Genomic DNA, 22644 nt, shown 5'->3' with positions numbered 1-22644 from the left:
CGGGCCCCTAAGGCCCACCAGTTTTTTACTGCTTAGCAACCACAAAAATCATAATTTCGCGATTCCCCGGCTTTCCACAGAATGCGGCCTACACCCACCCACGGCCTCAAGAGTGGAACTGCCGCTATGACCGTTAAAACAATTCAAATCGATACGCTCGTTGTAGGCGCCGGCCAAGCCGGGGTAGCCACCAGCGAACACTTGAGCCGACTCGGCGTGCCGCACCTGGTCCTTGAACGCAAGCGCATTGCCGAAGCCTGGCGCACCGGGCGCTGGGACTCCCTGGTGGCCAACGGCCCGGCCTGGCATGACCGCTTCCCAGGCCTGGAATTCGACGGCCTCGACCCCGACGCCTTCGCCCACAAGGACCAGGTCGCCGATTACTTCGAGGCCTATGCGCGCAAGTTCAATGCACCAATCCGCACCGGCGTCGATGTCAGCCGCGTTGAACGCAATGCCGGCCGCCCAGGCTTTACCGTGCACACCTCCGACGGCGTGATCGAGGCCAGGAACGTGGTGGTCGCCACCGGCCCGTTCCAACGGGCACTGATCCCCGCAATTGCCCCGCAAGACGGCGCAATCACCCAGATCCACTCCGCGCAGTACTACAACCCGCAGCAACTGGCCGAAGGTGCCGTGCTGGTGGTCGGTGCCGGCTCTTCCGGCGTGCAGATCGCCGATGAACTGCAACGTGCCGGCAAACAGGTCTACCTATCGGTCGGCGCCCACGACCGCCCACCACGAGCCTATCGCAATCGCGACTTCTGCTGGTGGCTGGGCGTGCTCGGCCTGTGGGATGCCGAAGGCGTGCAGCCCGGCAAAGAGCACGTCACCATTGCCGTCAGCGGCGCACGCGGCGGGCATACCGTCGATTTTCGCCGCCTGGCGCACCAGGGCATGACGCTGGTCGGCCTGACCAAGGCCTTCAACAACGGCGTGGTCAGTTTCGCAAGCAACCTGGCCGAAAACATCGCCCGAGGTGACGAAAACTACCTGGCGCTGCTCGATGCCTCCGACGAATACATCACCCGCAACGGCCTCGACCTGCCCGAAGAGCCGCAAGCCCGCGAGCTGCTGGCAGACCCCGAGTGCCTGAGCAACCCACTGCTGGAACTGGACCTGGCCAAGGCCGGGGTGACCACGATCATCTGGGCTACCGGCTACTCGACCGACTACAGCTGGCTGAAAGTCGACGCCTTCAAGGCCGACGGCAAGCCGCAGCACCAGCGCGGCGTTTCCAGCGAGCCGGGGATCTACTTTGTCGGCCTGCCATGGCTGGCCCGTCGCGGCTCGGCCTTTATCTGGGGCGTGTGGCATGACGCCAAGCACATTGCCGACCACATCGTTAAGCAACGCACCTACTTCGACTATCGCGACGCCTCGCAACGCCAGGCCGAAAGCGCCGATACGCACCTTCAAAACGTCAGCCTGATGGGAGCCCGTTAATGCCTACTCATACCCGCATCCGCATGTTCAACACCAAGGAAACCTACCCGAACCAGAGCCTGGACAACGACCTGTGCCAGGCCGTGCGTGCCGGCAACACGGTGTATGTGCGCGGCCAGGTCGGCACCGACTTCGACGGCCAGTTGGTAGGCCTGGGCGACCCGCGCGCACAAGCCGAACAGGCCATGCGCAACGTCAAGCAGCTGCTTGAAGAGGCCGGCAGCGACCTCAGCCATATCGTCAAGACCACCACCTACCTGATCGACCCGCGCTACCGCGAGCCGGTGTACCAGGAGGTCGGCAAGTGGCTCAAGGGCGTGTTCCCGATTTCCACCGGGCTGGTGGTCAGCGCCTTGGGCCAGCCGCAGTGGCTGATGGAAATCGACGTGATCGCGGTCATCCCCGAATAAGGAGTTTGCCATGACGTTTTCCATCGTCGGCCGCTGCGCCGAAACCGGCCAGCTGGGCATCGCCATCAGTTCTTCAAGCATCGCCGTCGGTGCGCGTTGCCCCTGGCTGCGCGCCGGTGTTGGTGCGGTTGCCAGCCAGAACATCACCTTGCCGGCCTTGGGCCCCGAGGTGCTCGATGGCCTGGACAGCGGCCTGGCGCCGCACCAGGCCCTGGACAAGGCCCTGACCCGCAACGGCTACAGCCAGTACCGCCAGGTGGCGGTAGTGGATGCCCAGGGGCGCACGGCAGTGTTCAGCGGCAACCATGCGTTGGGCACGCACAACGCAGTGGCCGGGGATCAATGCGTCGCGGCCGGCAACCTGTTGTCTGACCGTGCAGTGATCGAACGCATGGTCGAGGCCTTCGAACACAGCGAAGGCTGCCTGGCGGCGCGCTTGCTGAGCGCGCTGCAAGCGGGGCAGGCGGCGGGCGGTGAAGCCGGGGCGGTGCATTCGGCGGCATTGTCGGTGGTCGGCGAGCTGGTTTGGCCGATTGTCGACCTGCGCGTGGACTGGGCCGATGACAACCCCATCGGCGAGCTGCAAAAGCTCTGGGACGCCTACGCGCCCCAGATGCAGGACTACCTGACCCGCGCGCTGAACCCGACCCTGGCGCCAAGCTACGGAGTGCCGGGCGATGAGTGAGCTGCGCAGCCGCGCCTTGTTGGCGAAGCTGATCGGCTTCGCCACGGTCAGCCGTGATTCGAACCTGGCCCTGATCGAGTTCGTGCGCGACTACCTGCAAGGCCTGGGTGTGAGCTGCGAGCTCATCTACAACGCCGAGCGCAGCAAGGCCAACCTGCTGGCCAGCATTGGCCCGGCCGTGCCGGGCGGTGTGGTGCTGTCGGGGCATACCGACGTGGTGCCGGTGGACGGCCAGGCCTGGACCGTCGAACCGTTCGCCCTCAGCGAACACGACGGCAAGCTGTTCGGCCGAGGCGCTGCCGACATGAAGGGCTACCTGGCCTCGGTGCTGGCGGCGGTGCCGGTGTTCTTGGCCAGCCCGCTGCGTCGGCCGGTGCACCTGGCCTTCTCTTATGACGAAGAAGTGGGCTGCCTGGGCGTGCGCAGCCTGCTCGAAGTACTCCCGCAGCGCATCGCGCAGCCGGCGCTGTGCCTGATCGGCGAGCCGACCGAGCTCAAGCCGGTACTGGGTCACAAGGGCAAGCTGGCGATGCGTTGCCATGTGCACGGTGCGCCGTGCCATTCGGCCTATGCGCCCTATGGCGTGAATGCCATCGAGCAGGCGGCGCGACTGATCGGCCGGCTAGGCGAAATCGGCCAGCGCCTGGCAGAGCCCGCGCATCACGACCCACGTTTTGACCCGGCATTTTCCACGGTGCAGGTGGGGGTGATCCAGGGCGGCACGGCGTTGAACATCGTCCCGGAAAACTGCCGTTTCGACTTTGAAGTGCGGGCCTTGCCGGCCTTTGCCCCGCAGGCGGTGGTCGACGAACTGCAAGCCTATGCCGAACAGAGCCTGCTGCCCGCCATGCAGGCGGTCAAGGCGGACACCTCGATCCGTTTCGAGCCGATTTCAGCCTATCCGGGCCTGGTCACTGCCCCCGAAAGCGCAGCCGCGCAACTGATCGCACAGCTGTGCGGCAGCGACGATTTCAGCACGGTCGCCTTCGGCACCGAGGGCGGGCTGTTCGACCAGGCCGGTATCCCGGCAGTGGTCTGCGGCCCGGGCAGCATGGACCAGGGGCACAAACCGGATGAATTCGTCAGCGTCGCGCAAATGGCCGCTTGCGACCGTTTGATGGACCGCCTGGCGGCCTACCTCAGCGAATCCACACACTGATAACAACAAGGAGTCTGCGGTGATCGATTTCAATGGCTGGACCACCTTGGCGCACAACCAGCGCCTGATCGATACCGCGTTGATCGACGGTGAAGCGTGCCACGCGCAAAACGGCGCGCGGCTCGACGTGATCAACCCGGGCAACAACCGTTTGCTGGCCCAGGTCGCCGCCTGTGGCGAGGCCGACGTCAACCGCGCGGTGGCCAGCGCCCGCCGGGCATTCGAGCATGGCCCCTGGGCGCGCATGGCGCCGGCTGAACGCAAGGCCGCCTTGCTGCGCTTGTCGCAGCTGATGCTGGCCAACCGTGAAGAGCTGGCCTTGCTCGACTCGCTGAGCATGGGCAAGCCGGTGATGGATGCCTGGAACATCGACGTGCCGGGCGCGGCGCATGTGTTTGCCTGGTACGGCGAGAGCCTCGACAAGCTCTACGACCAGGTCGCGCCCACGCCAAGCAATGCCTTCGCCACCATCACCCGGGTGCCTTTGGGCGTAATCGGCGCGGTGGTGCCGTGGAACTTCCCGCTGGACATGGCCGCCTGGAAACTCGCCCCGGCCTTGGCCGCCGGCAACAGCGTAGTGCTCAAACCCGCAGAACAGTCGCCGTTCTCGGCCTTGCGCCTGGCCGAACTGGCACTGGAAGCCGGCATTCCGGCTGGGGTGCTGAACGTGGTGCCGGGCCTGGGCGAGCAGGCCGGTCGCGCGCTGGGCCTGCACATGGACGTCGATGCGCTGGTGTTCACCGGCTCCACCGAAGTGGGCAAATACTTCATGCAGTACGCGGCGCAGTCGAACCTCAAGCAGGTCTGGCTGGAGTGCGGCGGCAAGAGCGCCAACCTGGTGTTCGCCGATTGCCAGGACCTCGACCTGGCGGCGGAAAAAGCCGCGTTCGGGATCTTCTTCAACCAGGGCGAAGTGTGCTCGGCCAATTCGCGCCTGCTGGTGCAGCGTGAAATCCATGATGAATTCATCGATCGGCTGATCGAGAAGGCGCGCCAGTGGCAGCCGGGCAACCCGCTGCAGCCGTCGAGCCGCGCCGGGGCGATGGTCGATGCGCAGCAAACCCAGCGGGTCATGGGCTACATCGAGCAAGCCCGAGGGGAGGGTGCGCGGCTGGTCTGTGGTGGTCGACAACTGAGCTTTGAAGGCTCGAGCAACTATATCGAGCCGACCATCTTCAGCGGCGTCACCCCGGACATGACTCTTGCCCGCGAAGAAGTGTTCGGGCCGGTGCTGGCGGTGACCGCGTTCGATACCGAGGACCAGGCGGTGGCCCTGGCCAACGACCATATCTACGGGCTGGCGGCGTCGGTATGGACCGACGACCTGAACCGCGCGCACCGCGTGGCCCGGCGGCTGAACGCCGGGACAGTGTCGGTCAATACCGTTGATGCGCTGGATGTGACGGTGCCGTTCGGCGGTGGCAAGCAGTCCGGTTTTGGTCGCGACCTGTCGCTGCATTCGTTCGACAAGTACACGCAGCTCAAGACTATTTGGATTCAGTTGCGCGGCTGAGGGCCTCATCGCCGGCAAGGCCGGCTCCCACAGGGTAGGTGTCTCACCGGGCACTGCTCCTGGGACGCCGGGCCTCGGCGATCAGGCCAATCGATCTGTTCTTACTAAAAACAACAAAGACGGAGCAACCGATGGACAGCAATCCGAGCGTGCCGCTGCAACACGCAACATCCGTACTCGCGCCACCGCGCAAGCGCCTGGGCCTCAGCGCCCTGTTGGCGGTGGCCGTTGGCCTGGTGGTTTCCCAGGGCGTGATGGTCCTGATGCTGCAAGGCGCCGGCATCGCCGGCATGGGTTTTATCGTGCCCCTGGCGCTGGCCTGGCTGCTGGCCCTGAGCTACGCCTGTTCGTTTTCTGAACTGGCACTGATGATCCCGCGGGCCGGCAGCCTGAGCAGCTACACCGAAGTCGCCATTGGCCAGTTTCCGGCCATTCTTGCGACCTTCTCCGGCTACGTGGTGGTGGCCATGTTCGCCCTGTCGGCAGAACTGCTGCTGATGGAGTTCATCATCGACAAGGTCTACCCGCACTCGATGCCGCCACTGAGCGTGGCCTTCGGCGTACTGGCCCTGTTCACCATCCTCAACCTGTTCAACATCGACATCTTCGCCCGCCTGCAAACCGTGCTGGCCCTGGTGATGACGGTGATGTTGCTGGTGATGGGGCTCGGTGCAGTGACGGCCGAAAGCAGTGGCAGCATTGCCGAGCTGGTTACCAGCAGCACCAGCTGGAACCCACTGGGCCTGGGGGTGATTGCCCTGACGGCGATGGCGGTGTGGGGCTTTGTCGGCGCCGAGTTCGTCTGCCCGCTGGTGGAAGAAACCCGCCGCCCGGAACGCAATATCCCGGCTTCGATGATGCTCGGCCTGACAGTCATCTTCGTGATCATCGCCCTGTACTGCCTGGGCGCCTTGCTCACCGTGCCGCAAGCGGAGCTGGCCAGCAACGGCCTGCCGCACTACCTGTTCGCCACTACCGTGTTCGGCGAGGCCGGCCAGGTGTTCCTGGTTACCGCCGCGATCACCGCGACTTGCAGCACCCTCAACAGCTCGCTTGCCGCCATCCCGCGGATGCTCCAGGGCATGGCGCTGAATGGCCAGGCTTTCGGCGTGCTCAAGTTGCAGGGCAAGCGCAGCAAAGCCCCGTGGGTGGCGGTGTTGTTCGTTTCCGCCGTCACCGGCCTGCCGCTGCTGCTGATGCACGACAACCCTGACGCGATCAACCGCCTGCTGCTGGCCGCCGCCCTGGCCTGGCTGCTGGCCTACATCATCACCCACATCAACGTGATCGCCTTGCGCCGGCGCTACCCGCAGGTGAAGCGACCGTTTCGTACGCCGTTCTACCCGCTGCCGCAGGTATTCGGCATCGCCGGCATGCTCTTTGCCATCTGGAACGTCTCGCCCAGCCCGGAGATGACCGTTCCGATCTTCGCCAGCGCCGGTGCGGTGCTGGCCATTGTCTCGCTCATCGCCGTGGTCTGGATCAAGTGCGTGATGGGCAAACCGCTGTTCCGGCCCGAGCCGCTGGAAACCGTCATCCAACAAGGAGAACAACAATGAACGCCAAGATCGACGCCAAGCGCAGCACCGCGGACTACCAGAAGCTGGACGCCGCGCACCATATCCATGCATTCCTCGACCAGAAAGCCCTGAACGAGGAAGGCCCGCGCGTGATGGTTCGTGGCGAAGGCCTGGCCCTGTGGGACAACGACGGCAAGCGCTACCTGGACGGGATGTCCGGCCTGTGGTGCACCAACCTCGGTTACGGCCGCAAGGACCTGGCGGCAGCTGCCAGCCGTCAGTTGGAGGAATTGCCGTACTACAACATGTTCTTCCACACCACCCACCCGGCGGTGGTCGAGCTGTCCGAGTTGCTCTTCAGCCTGCTGCCCAAGCACTACAGCCACGCGATCTACACCAACTCCGGCTCCGAAGCCAACGAGGTGCTGATCCGTACCGTGCGTCGCTACTGGCAGATCCTCGGCAAGCCGCAGAAGAAGATCATGATCGGCCGCTGGAACGGCTACCACGGCTCCACCCTGGGCGCCACGGCGCTGGGCGGGATGAAGTTCATGCATGAGATGGGCGGGGTGATCCCGGATGTCGCGCACATCGACGAGCCGTACTGGTTTGCCCACGAAGGCGACCTGACCCCGGCCGAGTTCGGCCTGCGTGCGGCGCGCCAACTGGAAGAGAAGATTCTCGAACTGGGCGCCGACAACGTCGCCGCCTTTGTCGCCGAACCGTTCCAGGGCGCCGGCGGGATGATCTTCCCGCCAGAAAGCTACTGGCCGGAAATCCAGCGCATCTGCCGCCAGTACGACGTGCTGCTGTGTGCCGATGAAGTCATTGGCGGATTCGGGCGCACCGGCGAGTGGTTCGCCCACCAGCACTTCGGTTTCGAGCCGGACACCCTGTCCATCGCCAAGGGCCTGACCAGCGGCTACATCCCCATGGGCGGGCTGATCCTGTCGAAGAAGATGGCCGAAGTGCTGGTGGAGCAGGGCGGAGTCTTTGCCCACGGCCTGACCTACTCCGGGCACCCGGTCGCGGCGGCGGTGGCCATTGCCAACCTCAAGGGGCTGCGCGACGAAGGCATCGTCACCCAGGTCAAGCAGCAGACCGGGCCGTACCTGCACCGCTGCTTGCAGGAGGTGTTCGGCAACCACCCGCTGATTGGCGAGATACAGGGCACCGGCCTGGTCGCGGCGTTGCAGTTTGCCGAAGACAAGGCCACGCGCAAGCGCTTTGCCAACGAGAACGACATGGCCTGGCGCTGCCGCACCTTCGGTTTTGAAGAGGGCCTGATCATCCGTTCCACCCTGGGCCGAATGATCATGGCGCCGGCACTGGTCGCCAGCCACGCCGACATTGATGAACTGGTCGACAAGACCCGCCTTGCAGTAGATCGCACCGCCCGCGAATACGGTCGCCTTTAAGCCCTAATAATGGCCGGCGCGCGCGGGCGTGTCGGCCTTTTCGAGGAACCGCTTCATGTCCAGATCCTTGCGTTGCTGTGTTCCGTTCGCCCTGGCCCTGCTCAGCACCGGTGTGCTGGCCGCGCCGCAGAACCTCACCGTCATCTCCTTTGGCGGTGCCACCAAGCAGGCCCAGGACAAGGCCTACTTCCAACCTTTCAACGCCAGTGGTGCAGGGACTGTGGTCGCTGGCGAATACAACGGTGAGTTGTCGAAGATCAAGGCGATGGTCGATGTCGGGCATACCAGCTGGGACGTGGTCGAAGTCGAAAGCCCCGAGTTGCTGCGCGGCTGCGACGAAGGCCTGTTCGAGCGCCTGGACCCGGCGCGCTTTGGCGACCCGGCGCAGTTTGTCCCGGGCACCCTGAGCGAGTGCGGGGTGGCGACCTATGTCTGGTCGATGGTCATGGCCTATGACCAGGCCAAGGTGGCCAAGGCGCCGACGTCCTGGGCGGATTTCTGGAACGTGGCCGAGTACCCGGGCAAGCGCGGGCTGCGCAAAGGTGCGAAATACACGCTGGAGATCGCCTTGCTCGCCGATGGCGTGGCGCCTGCCGACCTGTACACCGTGCTGGGCACGCCGCAGGGTGTGACGCGGGCGTTCGCCAAGCTCGACCAGATCAAGCCGAACATCCAGTGGTGGGAGGCGGGTGCCCAGCCGGCGCAGTGGCTGGTGGCCGGCGATGTGGTAATGAGCGCGGCGTACAACGGGCGGATTGCCTCGGCGCAGAAGGAAGGCATGAAGCTCAGCATTGTCTGGCCGCAGAGCCTCTACGACCCGGAATACTGGGCGGTGGTGAAGGGCACGCCGAACAAGAAGCTGGCCGAAGACTTCATTGCCTTTGCCAGCCAACCGCAGACGCAGAAAGTGTTCTCGGAGAACATTCCGTACGGGCCGGTGCACAAGGAAGCGTTGAAATTGTTGCCAGAAGATGTGCAGCGTCAGTTGCCGACGGCTGAAGCCAACCTGGCCGGCGCGCGGGCGGTGGATGCGGAATTCTGGGTGGACCATGGGGAGGAGCTGGAACAGCGCTTCAACGCCTGGGCTGCTCGTTGAAAGCATCGCCGGCTTTGCCGGCGATGAGGCCCTCAAGCCAACCAGGCAGCAAACTGCTCCTTGCAATACTCCATAAACAGCTGCGCAGGCTTGGTCAACTGCGCACGCTTCAACCAGCCGGCCACCAGTGCCGAGCCTGTCACATCCTCTGCCAGTTCCACGCACACCAGCTGCTGGCCATCATAGGTAATGGTCGACTGCGGCCGGGTGACCAGCACCGCAAAGCCAAAGCCTTGCCCGACCATGCCGCGCACCATCTCGATCGACGGCGAACTGAAGACAATGTTCGGGCTCAGCCCCAGTTCCTCGAAGATACTCACGAAGTAGGTCCGGCTTGGCTGCACATCCAGCAAGATCATCGGTTCCAGCGCCAGGTCGCGCAGCGACACCTGCGCCTGCTCGGCAAAGCGATGCCCGGCGGGCAGCAAGGCATACGGGCGTTGCGGTGCCATCAGCGGTTCGGTGGCGATGGTGGCGTCCAGGTCATGCTGATAGAAGATCGCCAGGTCGAAGCGCCCACCGGTCAGGCCCTGCACCAGCTCCTGCTGCTCGCCATCCTGCAGGCGGATCTCAACGCCGGGGAAACGCTCGCGGAACCCGGCGATCAGGCGTGGCAGGTACAGCGGGGCGACGGTTTCAAAGCAGCCGATATCGATTTGCCCGCACACCACATCATTGTCCGCCAGGGCGTTCTGCTCGAACTCGCGGGCCATACGCAGCAGTTCCTGGGCCTTGCGGTAGAAGCGCGCGCCACCTGGGGTCAGTGACACGCCCTGGGCGTGGTGGCGAATGAACAGCTGTACCCCGAAGCTGTCTTCCAGCCCCTTGATTGCCGTGGAAATGGATGGCTGGGCGATGTACAGCTTGCGTGAAGCCTCGGCAACGCTGCCGCATTCGACAGTGGTGACGAAGTACTTCAACTGACGCAGGGTATAGGACGCCACAATTCACCTCGGGCTGATTGTTTTCTGCCTACCTTACTCCGTGGTAGGGCAGGCCGGGGCCGTCACTGCTGCGGATTTTGCTGGGCATTGGGCATATTTTTGCTGTGTCAGCTGTGCATTCGCCGGCAAGGCCGGCTCCTACAGGATCAGCTTCACAGCGGCCTCTGTGGGAGCCGGCCTTGCCGGCGATCAGGTTCACCGCTCACTCCTCGCCCATCCCGAACACCTGCCTCATAGCGTTGCTCGGCCTCGCTGGCCGGCACCACCTCCTGCTGGTTCAAACGCTGGGAAATATCACGCAGCAAGATGTTCGCGCACAGCACCACCAAACTGCCAAGGCTCGCCTCCAGCAACAACCCCATGGCGCATAGCACGCCAATCGCCGCCGTGCACCACAAGGTGGCTGCAGTGTTCAGCCCGCGTACATTCAGGCCGTCGCGCATGATCACGCCGCCACCGAGAAAGCCGATGCCCGACACCACATACGCGGCAATGCGCGAGGCATCGGCGGCCATGCCCGGCACGCTTTGGGTCATCAGCACAAACAGGCAGGCACCGGTACTGACCAGCGCATTGGTACGCAGCCCGGTCAGGCGTTGACGCAGTTGACGTTCAGCGCCAATCAGCGCCCCCAACAGCAGCGCGACCGCCGCGCGCAGCAGAAATACTTTCCAATCCATGTAACACCTCGGTTTCCGGCAAGCCGCCGGCAATCACGCCGATAAACATCAGCGATTCAACGTCAGGGAATGGATTGCGCAGGTAAACGAAGGAAAAGAGGAGGGCAGGCTCCCGGGCGGGAGACGCCAGACCACTGACCGCCATGTTCGGCGAGGCAGTGGCAGAAGGGTTCTGCTGGACTAGCTCGCCGGATGAACCTGTCGCAATCGACTAGGGCTACTGTCCAATGCAGGACTCCTGTGCAGGCATGCAAAAGTGCGGGCGAAAAGTACCGCCGAGGCTGGGGTGGGTCAAGGTATTTCTGGCCTTTGTTCAGGCAGGAGATTTCAACACAAATGTTGAATATTCAACTGTACGTTGATATTGTCAGAGCCTATTCCACTGGAGTCCAAGATGCCTCAACAACCCGAACGCCAGCTTGTCCTGGGAGTGCTGCGCGCCACGGTGCAGATGCTCGGCAGTGTGCTGGGCCGCAATACCGAGATCATCCTGCATGACCTGACGTGCCCGGAGCACTCGGTGATCGCCATCGTCAACGGCCATATCAGCGGCCGCTCGGTGGGCAGCCCGGTGCTCGCCGGCCCGCAGGAAGACCTGGGTTTCAATGCCGTGCTGCACGCCGCCCGCGAAAAAGGCAGCAGTGAGCCGGTGGTTGTCGAGAACTACCCGACCCGCAGCCGCGATGGCAAAACTCTGCGCAGCGCCACGGCAGTCTTTCGCGACGCCCAGGGCGAGCCCTATGCCAGCTTGTGCATCAACACCGACCTGAGCGGCATCACCGCTGCCCAGGCATGCCTTGAGCAACTGCTGGCCACTGCCCAGGTGCCGGCGCCGGAGCCTGCCGAACAGCCGGATTTGGAGCAACTCATGGCGCAGATCATCGACAACGCCCTGCAGGACGCCCGCCACAGCGGCAAACGCTTCGGCAAGGCACAAAAAATCGAGGCGGTGCGCCAGATGCAGGACGGCGGCCTGTTCATCGTCAAGGGTTCCGTCGAGAAGGCCGCCGCCGCGCTGGGGGTGACCCGCTACACGATCTACAACTACCTCGAAGCGATTCGCAACGGCTGAGGAGCCTTCATGCAGTTACCTATCTATCAGGTCGATGCCTTCACCGACCGCGTGCTCGGCGGCAACCCAGCAGCGGTTTGCCCGCTCGAAAGCTGGCTGGACGACGTCACCCTGCAACGCATCGCCGAAGAGAACAACCTGTCGGAAACCGCCTATTTCGTTCGCGAAGGCGAGGGCTACCGGCTGCGCTGGTTCACCCCGGCGGTTGAAGTCGACCTGTGTGGGCATGCCACGCTCGCGGCGGCCTGGGTGTTGTTCAACGAACTGGGCGAAACCGCCGAAACCCTGCGCTTCTTTACCCGCAGCGGTGAGCTGCGAGTCAGCCGCAATGGCGCGTTGCTCGCCATGGACTTCCCCCTCGGCAACCCTCAGCCGCTCGAGGTGCCGCCAGCACTGGCCGCAGCGCTGGGGTGCGATATCGAATCACTGCACTACGCCGATGACTTCTTCGTCATCGTCAGGGACGCCCAGGTGATCGACTTGCTGACGCCGGATATCGCGGCACTGGCGCAGTTCGACGTGCGCGGCATTTGCGTATCCGCACCGGGCGTCGAGCACGACATCGTCTCGCGCTGGTTCGGCCCACGGGTGGGGGTCAACGAAGACCCGGTTACCGGTTCTGCGCATACCTCGTTGGCGCGCTACTGGTCGCAGCGCCTGGGCAAGAACCTGCTCAACGCTCGCCAGGGCGGGGCCCGACAAGGTCAGTTGCGCTGTGAAGTGCGCGACAACGGCCGGGTGATCATCAGTGGCCAGGCGGCGCTGTACCTGCGCGGAACGCTCTACCTGTAGTGCACTTTCATACCCGAACGATTCATACAAGGTGAGAAACAATGACGGCTTCCGCTTCCCTCTACGAAAAAATCGCGCAACTGGGGATCGAACTTCAGGCCCCAGCAGCGCCTGCTGCGGCGTACCAGACCTGGGTTCAGACCGGCAACTTGCTGTTCATTTCCGGGCATATTGCCAAGCAACAGGGCAAACCCTGGGTCGGCCAACTGGGCCGCAATGTCGACACCGCCACAGGCAAGCAGGCGGCGCGTGCGGTGGCCATCGACCTGCTGGGCACCTTGCAGGCGGCAACCGGTGACCTCAAGCGCGTGCGCAAGGTGGTCAAGATGATGTGCCTGGTCAACAGCGCGGCGGACTACACCGAACAGCACCTGGTAGCCAACGGCTGCTCGGAGCTGTTCGGCGAAGTGTTCGGTGAATGCGGCCAGCATGCGCGCAGTGCGTTCGGTGCCAGCCAGATTCCGCTGGGTGCCTGTGTCGAAATTGAACTGATCGTCGAATTGGCCTGACCCGGAGCCCGCCCCATGAGTCTGCACCTGCAAACACCCCTGATCGCATCGCGTCCCTTGAGCTTGGCCAGCGGCCAGGAGGTCTGGCTGAAACTGGACGCCCTGCAGCCGAGTGGCTCGTTCAAGCTGCGCGGTATTGGCTTGGCCTGCGAAACCTTCGCCAAGCAAGGCAAGCGCCGCTTCGTCTCTTCATCCGGTGGCAACGCCGGTATCGCCGTGGCCTATGCCGGGCGCTGCCTGGGCATCCCGGTGACCATCGTCGTTCCACAAACCACCACCGAGCGGGCTCGGCAACTGATCGCACAGGAGAATGCCGAGGTCATTGTGCATGGCGCGACCTGGCACGAAGCGAATGAGTTGGCGCTGTCGCTGCTGGGTGGGGAGGATGCGTTCATTCACCCCTTCGATGATCCATTGCTGTGGCAAGGGCACTCGACGATGATCGACGAAGTGGCCGCAGCCGGCTTCAAACCGGACGCCGTGGTGTTGTCGGTGGGTGGTGGTGGTTTGTTTGCTGGGGTCTGTGAAGGCATGGCCCGTCAAGGCTGGGACGATGTCCCCGTATTTGCCGTAGAGACCGCGGGCGCTGCGTCGTTGGCGGCGGCCATGGCTCAAAAGCAGCGGGTTGCCCTGGACTCGGTGAAGACCTACGCCACCTCGTTGGCGGCGAAACAGGTGTGCCAACGGGCGTTCGAGCTAAGCCAGTCGCGTCCGGTGATCAGCCATGTGCTCAGCGATGGCCAGGCGCTGGAGGCGTGTGAACGGTTCCTGAGTGACCATCGAATTCTGGTCGAACCCGCCTGTGGCGCCGCGTTGGCGCTGGCCTATGCGCCAAGCTCAGCGCTCAAGCAGTACGAGAAAGTGTTGGTGGTGGTGTGTGGCGGGGTGACTGCGACGCTGGACCAGATCCGCGAATGGCGCGCGGTGAGCTGATGGTGTAGCCGCTGCCGCTGCCGCTGCGCGGCAGATCGCTGGCAAGGCCAGCTCCCACAGAGTAAGCGGTGCATGCAATCTTTGTGGGAGCCGGCCTTGCCGGCGATAAGCCTGAATGACTAGCGACCGCTTTGCGGCCGATCACTGGCAAACGTAGCCGCTGCCGTCAGGGGGCGCGCCGCCTTTGGGAGCCCTCACGGGCTCCAGCGCAGCCTCTGGGCAGCGGCTACATGGACGATGAGGCCCACCAAACCATCACCGCTACTCCTTCAGCGATGCCATATCAATCACGAACCGATAGCGCACATCAGAGCGCTCCATGCGTTCAAACGCCTCGTTGATCTCGTCCATGCGAATCATCTCGCAGTCCGGCAGGATGTTCTTCTTCGCACAGAAATCGAGCATCTCCTGGGTCTGGGCGATCCCCCCAATCGGTGACCCCGCCAGCCGGCGTCGACCGAGGATCATCGGAAAGGTCGATTGCTCATCGATCGGGCCAACCTGGCCGACGATCACCAGCGTCGCATCCACGTCCAGCAGCATCATGTAAGGCGACACATCATGGCGCACCGGAATGGTGTCGATGATCAGGTCAAAGCTGGACTTGGCCGCACTCATGGCCTTGGCATCACTCGACACCAGCAGGGCATCCGCACCCAGTTCCAGCGCATCCACCAGCTTGTCCGGGGTTCGGCTCAATACCGTGACATCGGCGCCCATGCCGGCCGCCAGTTTCACCGCCATGTGCCCAAGCCCGCCGAGGCCAACTACCGCCACCCGGCTGCCCGGCCCGACATTCCAGGTGCGCAGCGGCGAGTACGTGGTAATGCCGGCGCACAGCAGCGGGGCGGCCTTGGCCAGGTCCAGGCCGGCAGGCACGCGCAGGACGAACTCCTCGCGCACGACGAGATGCTTGGCGTACCCGCCCAGGGTCGGTTCACGGGTAATTCTGTCCAGGCCGTTGTAGGTCTGCGTATTGCTCTCGCGGCACAGCTGCTCTTCACCCTTGCGGCACTGGTCGCACTGCTGGCACGAGTCGACCATGCAGCCCACGGCCACCGCATCGCCCACTTTGTAGCGGGTGACCTCGGGGCCTACGGCCGTCACCCGACCGACGATTTCATGGCCCGGGACGATGGGATAGCGGCTGAAGCCCCAGTCATTGCGCGCCTGGTGCAGGTCGGAGTGGCAAACGCCGCAATAGAGGATCTCCATTGCCACATCATTGGGCCGCAGGGCGCGGCGCTCGAAGGTGAAGGGCGCAAGGCGCGCGTCGGCGGTTTTCGCGGCGTAGCCAAAAGTCTGCATGGTCACCTCTTCGTTGAATTCGCTGTGATGGGCGTTGTCGCACCTTTATCGGGCCCGCTCGTGTGGTGATGCGCGGTTGGTTCCGCCAGGGCGACCCGAATGAGAATAGGAGCTGAAATTCCCTTGTGGAGGTCAGATCATGAAATTCGCGCAATCCCTGCTCGTGTTGATGCTCTTGGCCGGCACCCTGAGCGCTGCCGAATACCCCCCCGACGCCCCCATCGACCCGTCTGCCGTGCACCTGCAGCCCATGGAGCAGAACGGCATTGCCTACGTGCAAGGCGGTATCGGCGAGGATGAGTCGAGAACCTTGCAGCAGACATCCGGCTACAACTTGCACATCACCCTGTCCAGTGGCGTGGACAACAAGTACCTGAGTGGTGTGGACCTGACGGTCCAGTCCGCCAACGGCAACCCCGTGCTGACCCTGCAGGACGTCGGCCCGCTGGTGTATGTGAAATTGCCGGCAGGCCACTACCAGGTGCTCGCCAGTTTCGAGGGTGAGCAGAGCAAACAGGCGGTTACGGTGAACAGCCAGGCACCGGCCACGCTGAACCTGCACTGGCGTTGAAGTAACAAAAAACCCGCAAGGAGTACAAATGTACTCCTTGCGGGTTTTTTGCAACTCAGGAGGCCTATTCGCTGGCCGCCACGCAATTGCTCGCGGCACGGCGCATGCACATGCGGTAGCGCAATTGCTCGGCCCAATAGCGTTCCGCCTCGGTGACGTCACTCCAGTTGTCGTAGGTGTTGCTTTCGAACAGGCCGATGATCGGGCGCCGTGAGCCGACACGACGGTCGATCTCGGCAGCGATGATTTCACCGGTCTGCGCGTCGGCCATTTTGCCCTCGATGGCCACCTGGCCAGTGAAGGGTGGCTTGCCCATGGTCTGCGAGGCCGTTTGCATGGCCGCCGCCTTGGCGCCTGGCAGCCCGAGAGGGATGGGAATGTAGGAGGCGGCCTTGAGCGAGGAGTCCGCTTGCTCGGCATCGACGATGGCCACGGAAATGTGCAAGGTGTCTGGCCCCGCCACGTCGACCATCTGGTAGTCCTTGGCAAGTTTGTCGTGCAGCTGATTGTAGAAGCCCTGGGCAATGGCCGTGGCTTGCTCCTGCGGGGCCTCATGCAGTTTCGATTTGGGCCCGGCGTAGAGTTTGACCGGGTCGAGCAGCACCTTTTCATAGCGGGCGAAACTGGCCGGTGTTGCGTACTTGGGGTTGCGGTACAAGCGCAGCGCCTCGCCGTCCTTGCCTTCCTTCATCAGCGCATAGGTGCTTTCACCGAGAAAGCCCGAGCCTTTCACGTCTTCGCCCAGGCTGGTGCTGCGCCCGGGTTGCGAGGTTGAAGAGCAGCCTGCCAGCACCAGCACCGCGACACCCAGTGTGACGGTCAAACGTGTGGGTTTCATGCAGAGGTCATCTCCATTGTTTTAAAGGGTAGGGCGTCAGAACCCGCTTTCACGCATCACCACTGCCAGCAGATGCGTAGCGCCATCTGCCAGCAGGCTGCGGCGTTCGCCGCGAATTTTCAGGTGCCCACGGGTTTCCCGGCCACTGGCCAGCGGCTGCTCGAGTTGCACCAGTACATGGAACAGCGAGGCAGTCGGGGTCAGGGCGTTGTCCTGGGTGCCGGTGGCCAAAGGCCCGCCAAAATGCGAGGCGAGCATGCGGTGGGACAATTGCGCGGTACGCGTGCTGCCGATGGCCACTACCTTGCCGTCGAGCGGCACTGGCTGGCCGTCCGGGTAGAAACGCACGGCATCGCCAGTGGCCAGGTGCTGCACCTGGTCCTGCGCGACATAGGCGTCGATCTGCCAGCTGGAAGGGTCGACGAGAATCCCCAGTGGTTCACGAGTGCCGACCCATTGGCCGGCTTGCCAGCCCGGGTTGACGTCCTGCCAGAGCCCGGCGAAGGGCGCCTGCAAGGTCAACCGGGCGATTTCCGAACGCGCTGCCTGGGCTTCTTCGACCTGCACGCGCATGCGCTGGCGCGTGGCGGTCTGTTCAGCCGCACCGCCAGGGTCGGCGATCAGCCCGGACAGACGCGCTTCATAGCTGCGCACATTGGCCTCGCTGCTGCTGACACGCGAACTGATGTCCGGGGCGTCAAGCACCACCAGGGTGGCGTTGGCGCCGACCTGGCCCTCGGGGCTGATCGACTTCAAGCGCGCAGGGTAGGGCGCGTATACCCGCCACTGGTGCTCAGTGCGGGCGACGCCATAGGCGTCGATTTCCGTGCGCCAAGGTACGGCCAGCAGCAACACGCCCAGCGCCAGGACACCCAGCAAGAGGCGCCGACGCCCGGAGGCGATGTTCTGGCGATGGGTGAACCAGTATTTCAGCTCGCGGATTATCGGCATGGCGATGAACCACGACAGCTCGACAATGAACAGCACAATGCCGAGCAGCTTGAAGAAGAACACGTACACCGCATAGGCGATCCCCAAAAACAGCACCAGTCGATACAGCCAGGTGACCATCGCAAAGCCGATCAGCAAACGCCTGTGTCCGGGGCTGAAGGCCTCCGGCCAGGGCTCCTGCATTCCCAACAAACCCCGGCGCAGGCTGACCCGCGCCAAGGCCGATGAGCGTTCGTGCAGGTTGGGGAAGTCGAGCAGGTCAGACAGGATGAAATAGCCATCGAAACGCATGAACGGGCTGGCATTCAGCGCCAGGGACAGGGCCCAGCTGGTAGTGGCCAGGTAGAGCAGGGCATTGCGCATCGCCCCCGGCTCGCAGAGCGCCCAGCCCAGGGTGGCCAGCCCGGCCAGGGACAACTCGGTGATGATCCCGGCCGAGGCGATGGCCAGGCGCTGCCGCGCGCTGCGCAGCTTCCAGCTCTCGCCGGTGTCGGTGTAGAGCATCGGCCAGAGCACCACGAAGGCGATGCCCATATGGCCGACGCGCAGCCCCAGCCGCGTGGCCACCAGGGCGTGACCCAGCTCGTGCAGGGTCTTGGCGACGATCAGTGCCAGGGCAAAGCTGAACAGCCCTTCGGTGGAAAACGACTCGACCACCGAGCTGACGAAGGTGTCCCACTGGTGCAGCACCAGCACGATGCCCAGCACGCTCAGGGCCACGACCAACAGCGCGGCAGTGCGGGTAAACAGTGGCGCGAGCAATTGGCTGAGCCCGACCAGAAAGCGCTGCGGGCGCAGCAACGGGATCCGGAAGAACAGGTAATGGTGCAACCACCAGTTCCAGCTCAGCCAGGTTTTGCCCGACTCCCTGGCCTGGAGGCGAGCCAGCCCTTCGGGGCCACTGCGCAGCAACTGGTGATGTTCGAGGAAGCGGCGAAGTTCAAGGACCTGTTCGACCTCAGGTTTGAGCGCAGTGTCCGCGCCAACCTGCTCGCAGATCTGCTGAGGTGTCTGCCCCCAGCGCAACAGGCACTCGAACTCCAGCCAGCCGATGCGGTAGAAGCGGTTGATCACGGTGTCCTGGATCACCCAGGCAGGCTCGCCGTTGGCCGCGCTGGCGGCTTCGCTCAGGCGCAGGTCTTCGCGAAGCGGCGGCAGCGGCAGTTCGGCGGCTTCCTGCATTACCAGCCGCTCCAGGCACGCACCGTGGCCAGTGGCCGGCGCAGTAGGTAATAACCCAGCGCCACACGCTCGCCATAGACTTTGGCGGTGCCGTGCAAGCCGAGGCGGGCATGCTCCGGGGCGCCGTCGATGCTCGCCAGCAGGCGGTAGGCGACCACGCCTTCGTCACTGGGGCGAGCCTGGTAACTGGTTTCGAGAATCTTGCCCTTCAACGGTTTGAGCGGGTAGGCGGTGAGGAACAGGGTGACTTCGGCACCCGGCTCCAGTGCAATGGCATCGGCGACGGCGAGTTGCAGCAACATCGCCGGTTGTTGTGGGTCGGCTACTTGCATGATGCGTTCGCCGGTCACCACTGGCTTGCCCAGCCAGTCATTGGGGTCGCTGAAGACTGCCACGCCAGTGCGCGGCGACAGCACCTGAGTGCGTTTGAGCTGCGCCTGTACCGCCGCCAGTTCTGCGCGTCGCTGTTGGGCACGGCCGTCGAGCAGGGTCAGTTCGCCCTTGCTTTGCGGGTTGTCGAAGGCCCGTTGGCTGGCGGCCAACAGTTCGGCGTCGGCGACGGCCACTTCCTTTACCAGCACTGCGGCACGGTTGCGCAGGGTGGTTTCATCCAGGGAGAACAGCGGGGTGCCAGCCTCCACGGCCTGATTGGGGCGAACCTGGATATGCTCGATCACCCCGTCGATGGGCGCGCTGATGATCTGCGCCTGGCGGGAGATGATCTCCGCTGGTGCCAAGGCACTCTGGCGTACCGGCACCAACAGCAGGGCCGCCATCACCGCCGCACCGATCAACCACTGCCGCCGGCTGGGGCGCCAGGCCAGCAAGGTGCGTTTGTGGGTCAATGCGGCCCAGCAGTAAGCCCAGGTTTGCACCAGCCCGGCGAGATGCTGGTGCAGCAGGGCAGGCGGCTCCTGTTCCAGCAGCATTACCAGCAAACCCAGGCGTTTGCCCGTGCGGTTGTGCACGGGAATGCAGCAGATACCTTCGGTCCACCATTCGGCCCAGCCCTCGGCTATGTCCTCGGGCGGGCTCAGTTGCCCGATGTTCAGCCACACCGGCTGCTCGCCCGGTACTTGCGTCGCGACCCAGCGAATCGCCCGATTGAGCCAGACCAGATAAGGCGAGTCTTCCGTTGGCCGCGACAAACCGGACACACACAGCAGCTCAAAACCGCGCTCGCGTTGGGCGAACACCAGGGCCTGATGGAAGTGCAGCAACGGATACAGGTCATTGGCCATGCTGAACGCCAGGGCGTTCAGCGTCTCGGCCTGCAGGGCCCGGTCACGCAGCGCGTCGAGCTGCAATAGCAACTGTGGGTGTGGCAGGGGTTCATTCATTGTCATGATTGAACCGCGCGGTGCCGCTCATGCCGGCGATCAGCTCCGGGTATTGCTGGTCGAGGCGGGCCTCCAACTCGACGGTCTGGGCCACGGCATCCACCCGCGAGTTGATGGCGCTGATGCGTGCCGGGTAGCTCTTGCCGGTTTCGTGAATGTTCACCTGCAAAGGCGCACCCGTCTTGAGGCTGGGCAACAGGCTCGAAGGCACGTTCAGGCGTACTTTAAGGGCGCCATCGCTGACCAGGTCGAACAGCGGCGTACCGGCGCTGACAGTCTGGTAGGGCTTGACGTGCACCTTGGCCACCCGCCCGGCAAACGGCGCCGAAACCTGGCAATAGGCATTCTGCGCCTGGCCCATGGCACGCGCGCCGTCGGCCTTCTGCACCTCGGTGGTGGCCATGGCTACTTCCAGGTCACCGACTGCATCGAGCTTGCGCAGGTTCTTCTTGGCCTCAAGGTTCTGCCGCGCCATGGCCAGTTCCGCCACCGCCACCTTGAGCCGGGCCTGCGCTTCCTCGCAATTGAAGCGTGCCAGCACCGCTGCCTTGGCGACCTTTTGCCCGAGCGAGGCATTCAATTCGCCCAGGGTGCCGCCCATTTGGCTGGAAAGGGTGGTTTCCAGCTCCGAGGCAAGCAGCACCCGCAAGGCGCCGCTGTCATTGCCAGCGTCACTGGCTTCCTCTTCAGCCCACGTAGGGGTAACCAGGCAATTGAACAGCAATACGGACACACACAACTTACGGCTGAGTCGCGGCATTTGGCGTTCCTTGCGCAGTGACGAGCAGGCGTTGCTGTTCTTGTTCGCGCAAGGTGCGCTGGATTTCCCGGGACAGGGTCTTGATGTCGTGTTTCTCAATTTGCGTAGGCAAGGTGTCCAGCCCCACCGAGTTGTACAGCCGGCCCCAGGCCGCCTGCGCGCTGGAGAACGCCGCTTCACGCTGGTAGCGCGACAACAGGTAGCGGCCTTCGGCACGAATCAGCTCAAGCTCCGAGCCCAACGCATTGGAGCGCGCGGCCTGGGCATAGTTGAGCAGGTTGCGGTCGACGCGCAGGCTGTCTTCGGTGAACTCCACTTCCTGGCGCGCCAGTTGGTAGCGCAGCACACCGACGCGCACCTGGGTCAGGATCGCCATCGACAAGGCCACCCGGCGCATGTCGTCGGTCTTGGCCTGGGATTCGGCGGCCGAGTTCAACGATGGCAGTTGCAACAGGCGCAGCAGGTTCATCGACACCTGCAGGCCGGTGCTCATCCAGTCGCTGTTGTACAGGTACTTGTTGGAGTCGTACTTGTAGCCGAAGTCCACGCTGACGTTAGGCCACAGCTGGGCCTTGGCGATCTTCAGGTCCTGTTCGTTGACGCGCTTGCGGTACCACTCCTCCATGATCTCCGGGCGGTGCTCGAGCGACATTTGCTCCAGCTGCGCCTCGCTTTGCCCCAGTTGCGGTAGCACCGGTTCCGGGCCGTCGGCCAGTACCAGCTTGGTGCCCGGCGGCAGCGAGATCAGCGCGGCCAGCTCGGCACTGGCGAACTCCAGGTCCTGCCGGCGTACGGTCAGCAGGTAGATCGAGTCGAGCAGTGCGCGTTGGTAGGCGAGGATTTCCTGACGCGGCAGCAGGCCCTTGGTCTCGGCTTCGCGGGCCGACGTCAGGGCGCGGTGGGTACGCATCAGCAGCTTGTCTACCTCGGGCATCAGGCGCTGCGCGCCGAGGGCACGCCAATAGGCGTTGCGCACGTCTTGCAGCACGTTCTGCGCCACCTTGCGCCGGCGTTCTTCGGCCATGAGGATCTGGTCGGCTTTCTGCTGGGTGCGGTAATAGGCAACGCCGAAGTCCAGCAGGCTCCAGCTCAAGCCCAGGCCATACAGTTCACGGTAGCGTTCTTCCGAGGTCGATGGGCGCAAGCTGACCTGACGGTCCTCGATGCCGATCGAGGTGCCGCCAGAGTCGTTGTTGCGCCCGGCATAGCCGGCTGATGCCACCAGGCGCGGGAGCATCTCGTGGCTGGAGACATCGCGAAGGTCGGCGGCCAAGGCGCTTTCCATCAGCTTGAGGCGGTAGTCGAGGTTGTATTTCAACGCCCGTGCGGCTGCGTCATAGAAGGTCAGTGGCGCGCTCAGCGGCTCCTGCTGGGCGTACATGGTGGCCTGGTCGGCGATGATCCGTTGTCGACTCTGCTCATCGCTGTAGGGTTTGGGCTCCAGAGCGGAACATGCGCTGAGCAGAACCGCCGAGGTCAATGCAGTGCTGATAAAACCGGCCGCTTTATTACCCATA

Annotated in this window: 20 protein-coding genes and 1 pseudogene; 13 read left to right on the top strand and 8 right to left on the bottom strand. The window is 63.9% G+C overall.

Annotation, left to right across the window (positions count from 1 at the left end; translation table 11 throughout):
• Positions 1-126 precede the first annotated feature (126 nt).
• The 8 genes from M5G11_RS18385 to M5G11_RS18350 all read left to right on the top strand — a co-directional run bounded on the left by M5G11_RS18385 (position 127) and on the right by M5G11_RS18350 (position 9247).
• Positions 127-1446 carry a flavin-containing monooxygenase gene (locus tag M5G11_RS18385; protein ID WP_273912665.1) on the top strand — a complete coding sequence of 440 codons (1320 nt, stop codon included), beginning with the start codon at positions 127-129 and terminating at the stop codon, positions 1444-1446.
• Positions 1446-1856, top strand: a complete 411-nt coding sequence (locus M5G11_RS18380; RefSeq protein ID WP_273912664.1) for a RidA family protein — start codon at positions 1446-1448, stop codon at positions 1854-1856. The genes M5G11_RS18385 and M5G11_RS18380 overlap by 1 nt, the downstream gene beginning before the upstream one ends.
• A 10-nt stretch (positions 1857-1866) precedes the next feature.
• Entirely contained in the window at positions 1867-2541 is a 675-nt protein-coding gene (locus M5G11_RS18375) for a DUF1028 domain-containing protein (protein WP_273912663.1), read from the top strand.
• Positions 2534-3700 (top strand): acetylornithine deacetylase, encoded by a 1167-nt coding sequence (gene argE, locus M5G11_RS18370; protein WP_273912662.1) that lies wholly within the window; start codon positions 2534-2536, stop codon positions 3698-3700. Before M5G11_RS18375 ends, argE begins: the two co-directional genes overlap by 8 nt.
• A gap of 19 nt (positions 3701-3719) precedes the next feature.
• Positions 3720-5213, top strand: coding sequence for an aldehyde dehydrogenase (locus tag M5G11_RS18365; protein WP_273912661.1), 1494 nt, complete (start codon positions 3720-3722; stop codon positions 5211-5213).
• Between the two features lie 131 nt (positions 5214-5344).
• Complete coding sequence (locus M5G11_RS18360) at positions 5345-6772, top strand: APC family permease (protein WP_273912660.1); 1428 nt, start codon at positions 5345-5347, stop codon at positions 6770-6772.
• Positions 6769-8151: an aspartate aminotransferase family protein gene (locus M5G11_RS18355; protein WP_273912659.1), complete on the top strand. Its 1383-nt coding sequence runs from the start codon at positions 6769-6771 to the stop codon at positions 8149-8151. The genes M5G11_RS18360 and M5G11_RS18355 overlap by 4 nt, the downstream gene beginning before the upstream one ends.
• Positions 8152-8206: 55 nt before the next feature.
• Positions 8207-9247, top strand: a complete 1041-nt coding sequence (locus M5G11_RS18350; protein ID WP_273912658.1) for an ABC transporter substrate-binding protein — start codon at positions 8207-8209, stop codon at positions 9245-9247.
• A gap of 32 nt (positions 9248-9279) precedes the next feature.
• Here M5G11_RS18350 and M5G11_RS18345 read toward each other — a convergent pair whose 3' ends face one another.
• Together M5G11_RS18345 and M5G11_RS18340 are read right to left on the bottom strand one after the other, a co-directional pair.
• Entirely contained in the window at positions 9280-10191 is a 912-nt protein-coding gene (locus M5G11_RS18345) for a LysR family transcriptional regulator (protein ID WP_273912657.1), read from the bottom strand.
• Between the two features lie 221 nt (positions 10192-10412).
• A pseudogene (locus tag M5G11_RS18340) lies at positions 10413-10871 on the bottom strand (MgtC/SapB family protein); the annotation flags it as partial.
• Between the two features lie 394 nt (positions 10872-11265).
• Between M5G11_RS18340 and M5G11_RS18335 the strand changes: the two are divergent.
• The 4 genes from M5G11_RS18335 to M5G11_RS18320 are packed head-to-tail and all read left to right on the top strand — an operon-like array spanning position 11266 to position 14177.
• Positions 11266-11943, top strand: coding sequence for a helix-turn-helix transcriptional regulator (locus tag M5G11_RS18335; protein WP_273912656.1), 678 nt, complete (start codon positions 11266-11268; stop codon positions 11941-11943).
• Positions 11944-11952: 9 nt separating this feature from the next.
• The gene (locus M5G11_RS18330) at positions 11953-12735 is read left to right on the top strand and encodes a PhzF family phenazine biosynthesis protein (RefSeq protein ID WP_273912655.1); all 783 of its coding nucleotides are present in this window, start codon (positions 11953-11955) and stop codon (positions 12733-12735) included.
• Positions 12736-12776: 41 nt separating this feature from the next.
• Positions 12777-13244 carry a RidA family protein gene (locus tag M5G11_RS18325; RefSeq protein WP_273912654.1) on the top strand — a complete coding sequence of 156 codons (468 nt, stop codon included), beginning with the start codon at positions 12777-12779 and terminating at the stop codon, positions 13242-13244.
• A gap of 15 nt (positions 13245-13259) precedes the next feature.
• Positions 13260-14177, top strand: a complete 918-nt coding sequence (locus tag M5G11_RS18320) for a pyridoxal-phosphate dependent enzyme (RefSeq protein WP_273912653.1) — start codon at positions 13260-13262, stop codon at positions 14175-14177.
• A 261-nt stretch (positions 14178-14438) separates the two neighbouring features.
• Here M5G11_RS18320 and M5G11_RS18315 read toward each other — a convergent pair whose 3' ends face one another.
• Entirely contained in the window at positions 14439-15485 is a 1047-nt protein-coding gene (locus M5G11_RS18315) for an NAD(P)-dependent alcohol dehydrogenase (protein ID WP_273912652.1), read from the bottom strand.
• 139 nt (positions 15486-15624) lie between these two features.
• Between M5G11_RS18315 and M5G11_RS18310 the strand changes: the two genes are divergently transcribed.
• Positions 15625-16056, top strand: a complete 432-nt coding sequence (locus tag M5G11_RS18310) for a carboxypeptidase regulatory-like domain-containing protein (RefSeq protein ID WP_273912651.1) — start codon at positions 15625-15627, stop codon at positions 16054-16056.
• A gap of 64 nt (positions 16057-16120) precedes the next feature.
• On the opposite strand, the gene M5G11_RS18305 is transcribed toward M5G11_RS18310, so the two are convergent.
• From M5G11_RS18305 to M5G11_RS18285, 5 genes are read right to left on the bottom strand one after another with little or no spacing between them, the layout of a single operon-like run.
• The gene (locus M5G11_RS18305; protein WP_273912650.1) at positions 16121-16894 is read right to left on the bottom strand and encodes a DUF3313 domain-containing protein; all 774 of its coding nucleotides are present in this window, start codon (positions 16892-16894) and stop codon (positions 16121-16123) included.
• Positions 16895-16930: 36 nt separating this feature from the next.
• Positions 16931-19027: a site-2 protease family protein gene (locus tag M5G11_RS18300; protein ID WP_273912649.1), complete on the bottom strand. Its 2097-nt coding sequence runs from the start codon at positions 19025-19027 to the stop codon at positions 16931-16933.
• Entirely contained in the window at positions 19027-20373 is a 1347-nt protein-coding gene (locus tag M5G11_RS18295) for an efflux RND transporter periplasmic adaptor subunit (RefSeq protein ID WP_273912648.1), read from the bottom strand. Before M5G11_RS18295 ends, M5G11_RS18300 begins: the two co-directional genes overlap by 1 nt.
• Entirely contained in the window at positions 20360-21127 is a 768-nt protein-coding gene (locus M5G11_RS18290) for an efflux RND transporter periplasmic adaptor subunit (RefSeq protein ID WP_273912647.1), read from the bottom strand. Before M5G11_RS18290 ends, M5G11_RS18295 begins: the two co-directional genes overlap by 14 nt.
• Positions 21108-22643: a TolC family protein gene (locus M5G11_RS18285; RefSeq protein ID WP_273912646.1), complete on the bottom strand. Its 1536-nt coding sequence runs from the start codon at positions 22641-22643 to the stop codon at positions 21108-21110. The genes M5G11_RS18290 and M5G11_RS18285 overlap by 20 nt, the downstream gene beginning before the upstream one ends.
• Position 22644 lies beyond the last annotated feature (1 nt).

Origin of the sequence: Pseudomonas fontis (assembly GCF_028656955.1) — a bacterium.
Taxonomy (GTDB): Bacteria; Pseudomonadota; Gammaproteobacteria; order Pseudomonadales; family Pseudomonadaceae; genus Aquipseudomonas; species Aquipseudomonas fontis.
Note: the sequence above shows the minus strand (reverse complement) of the source record. Positions and strands in the feature narration are given on the sequence as shown.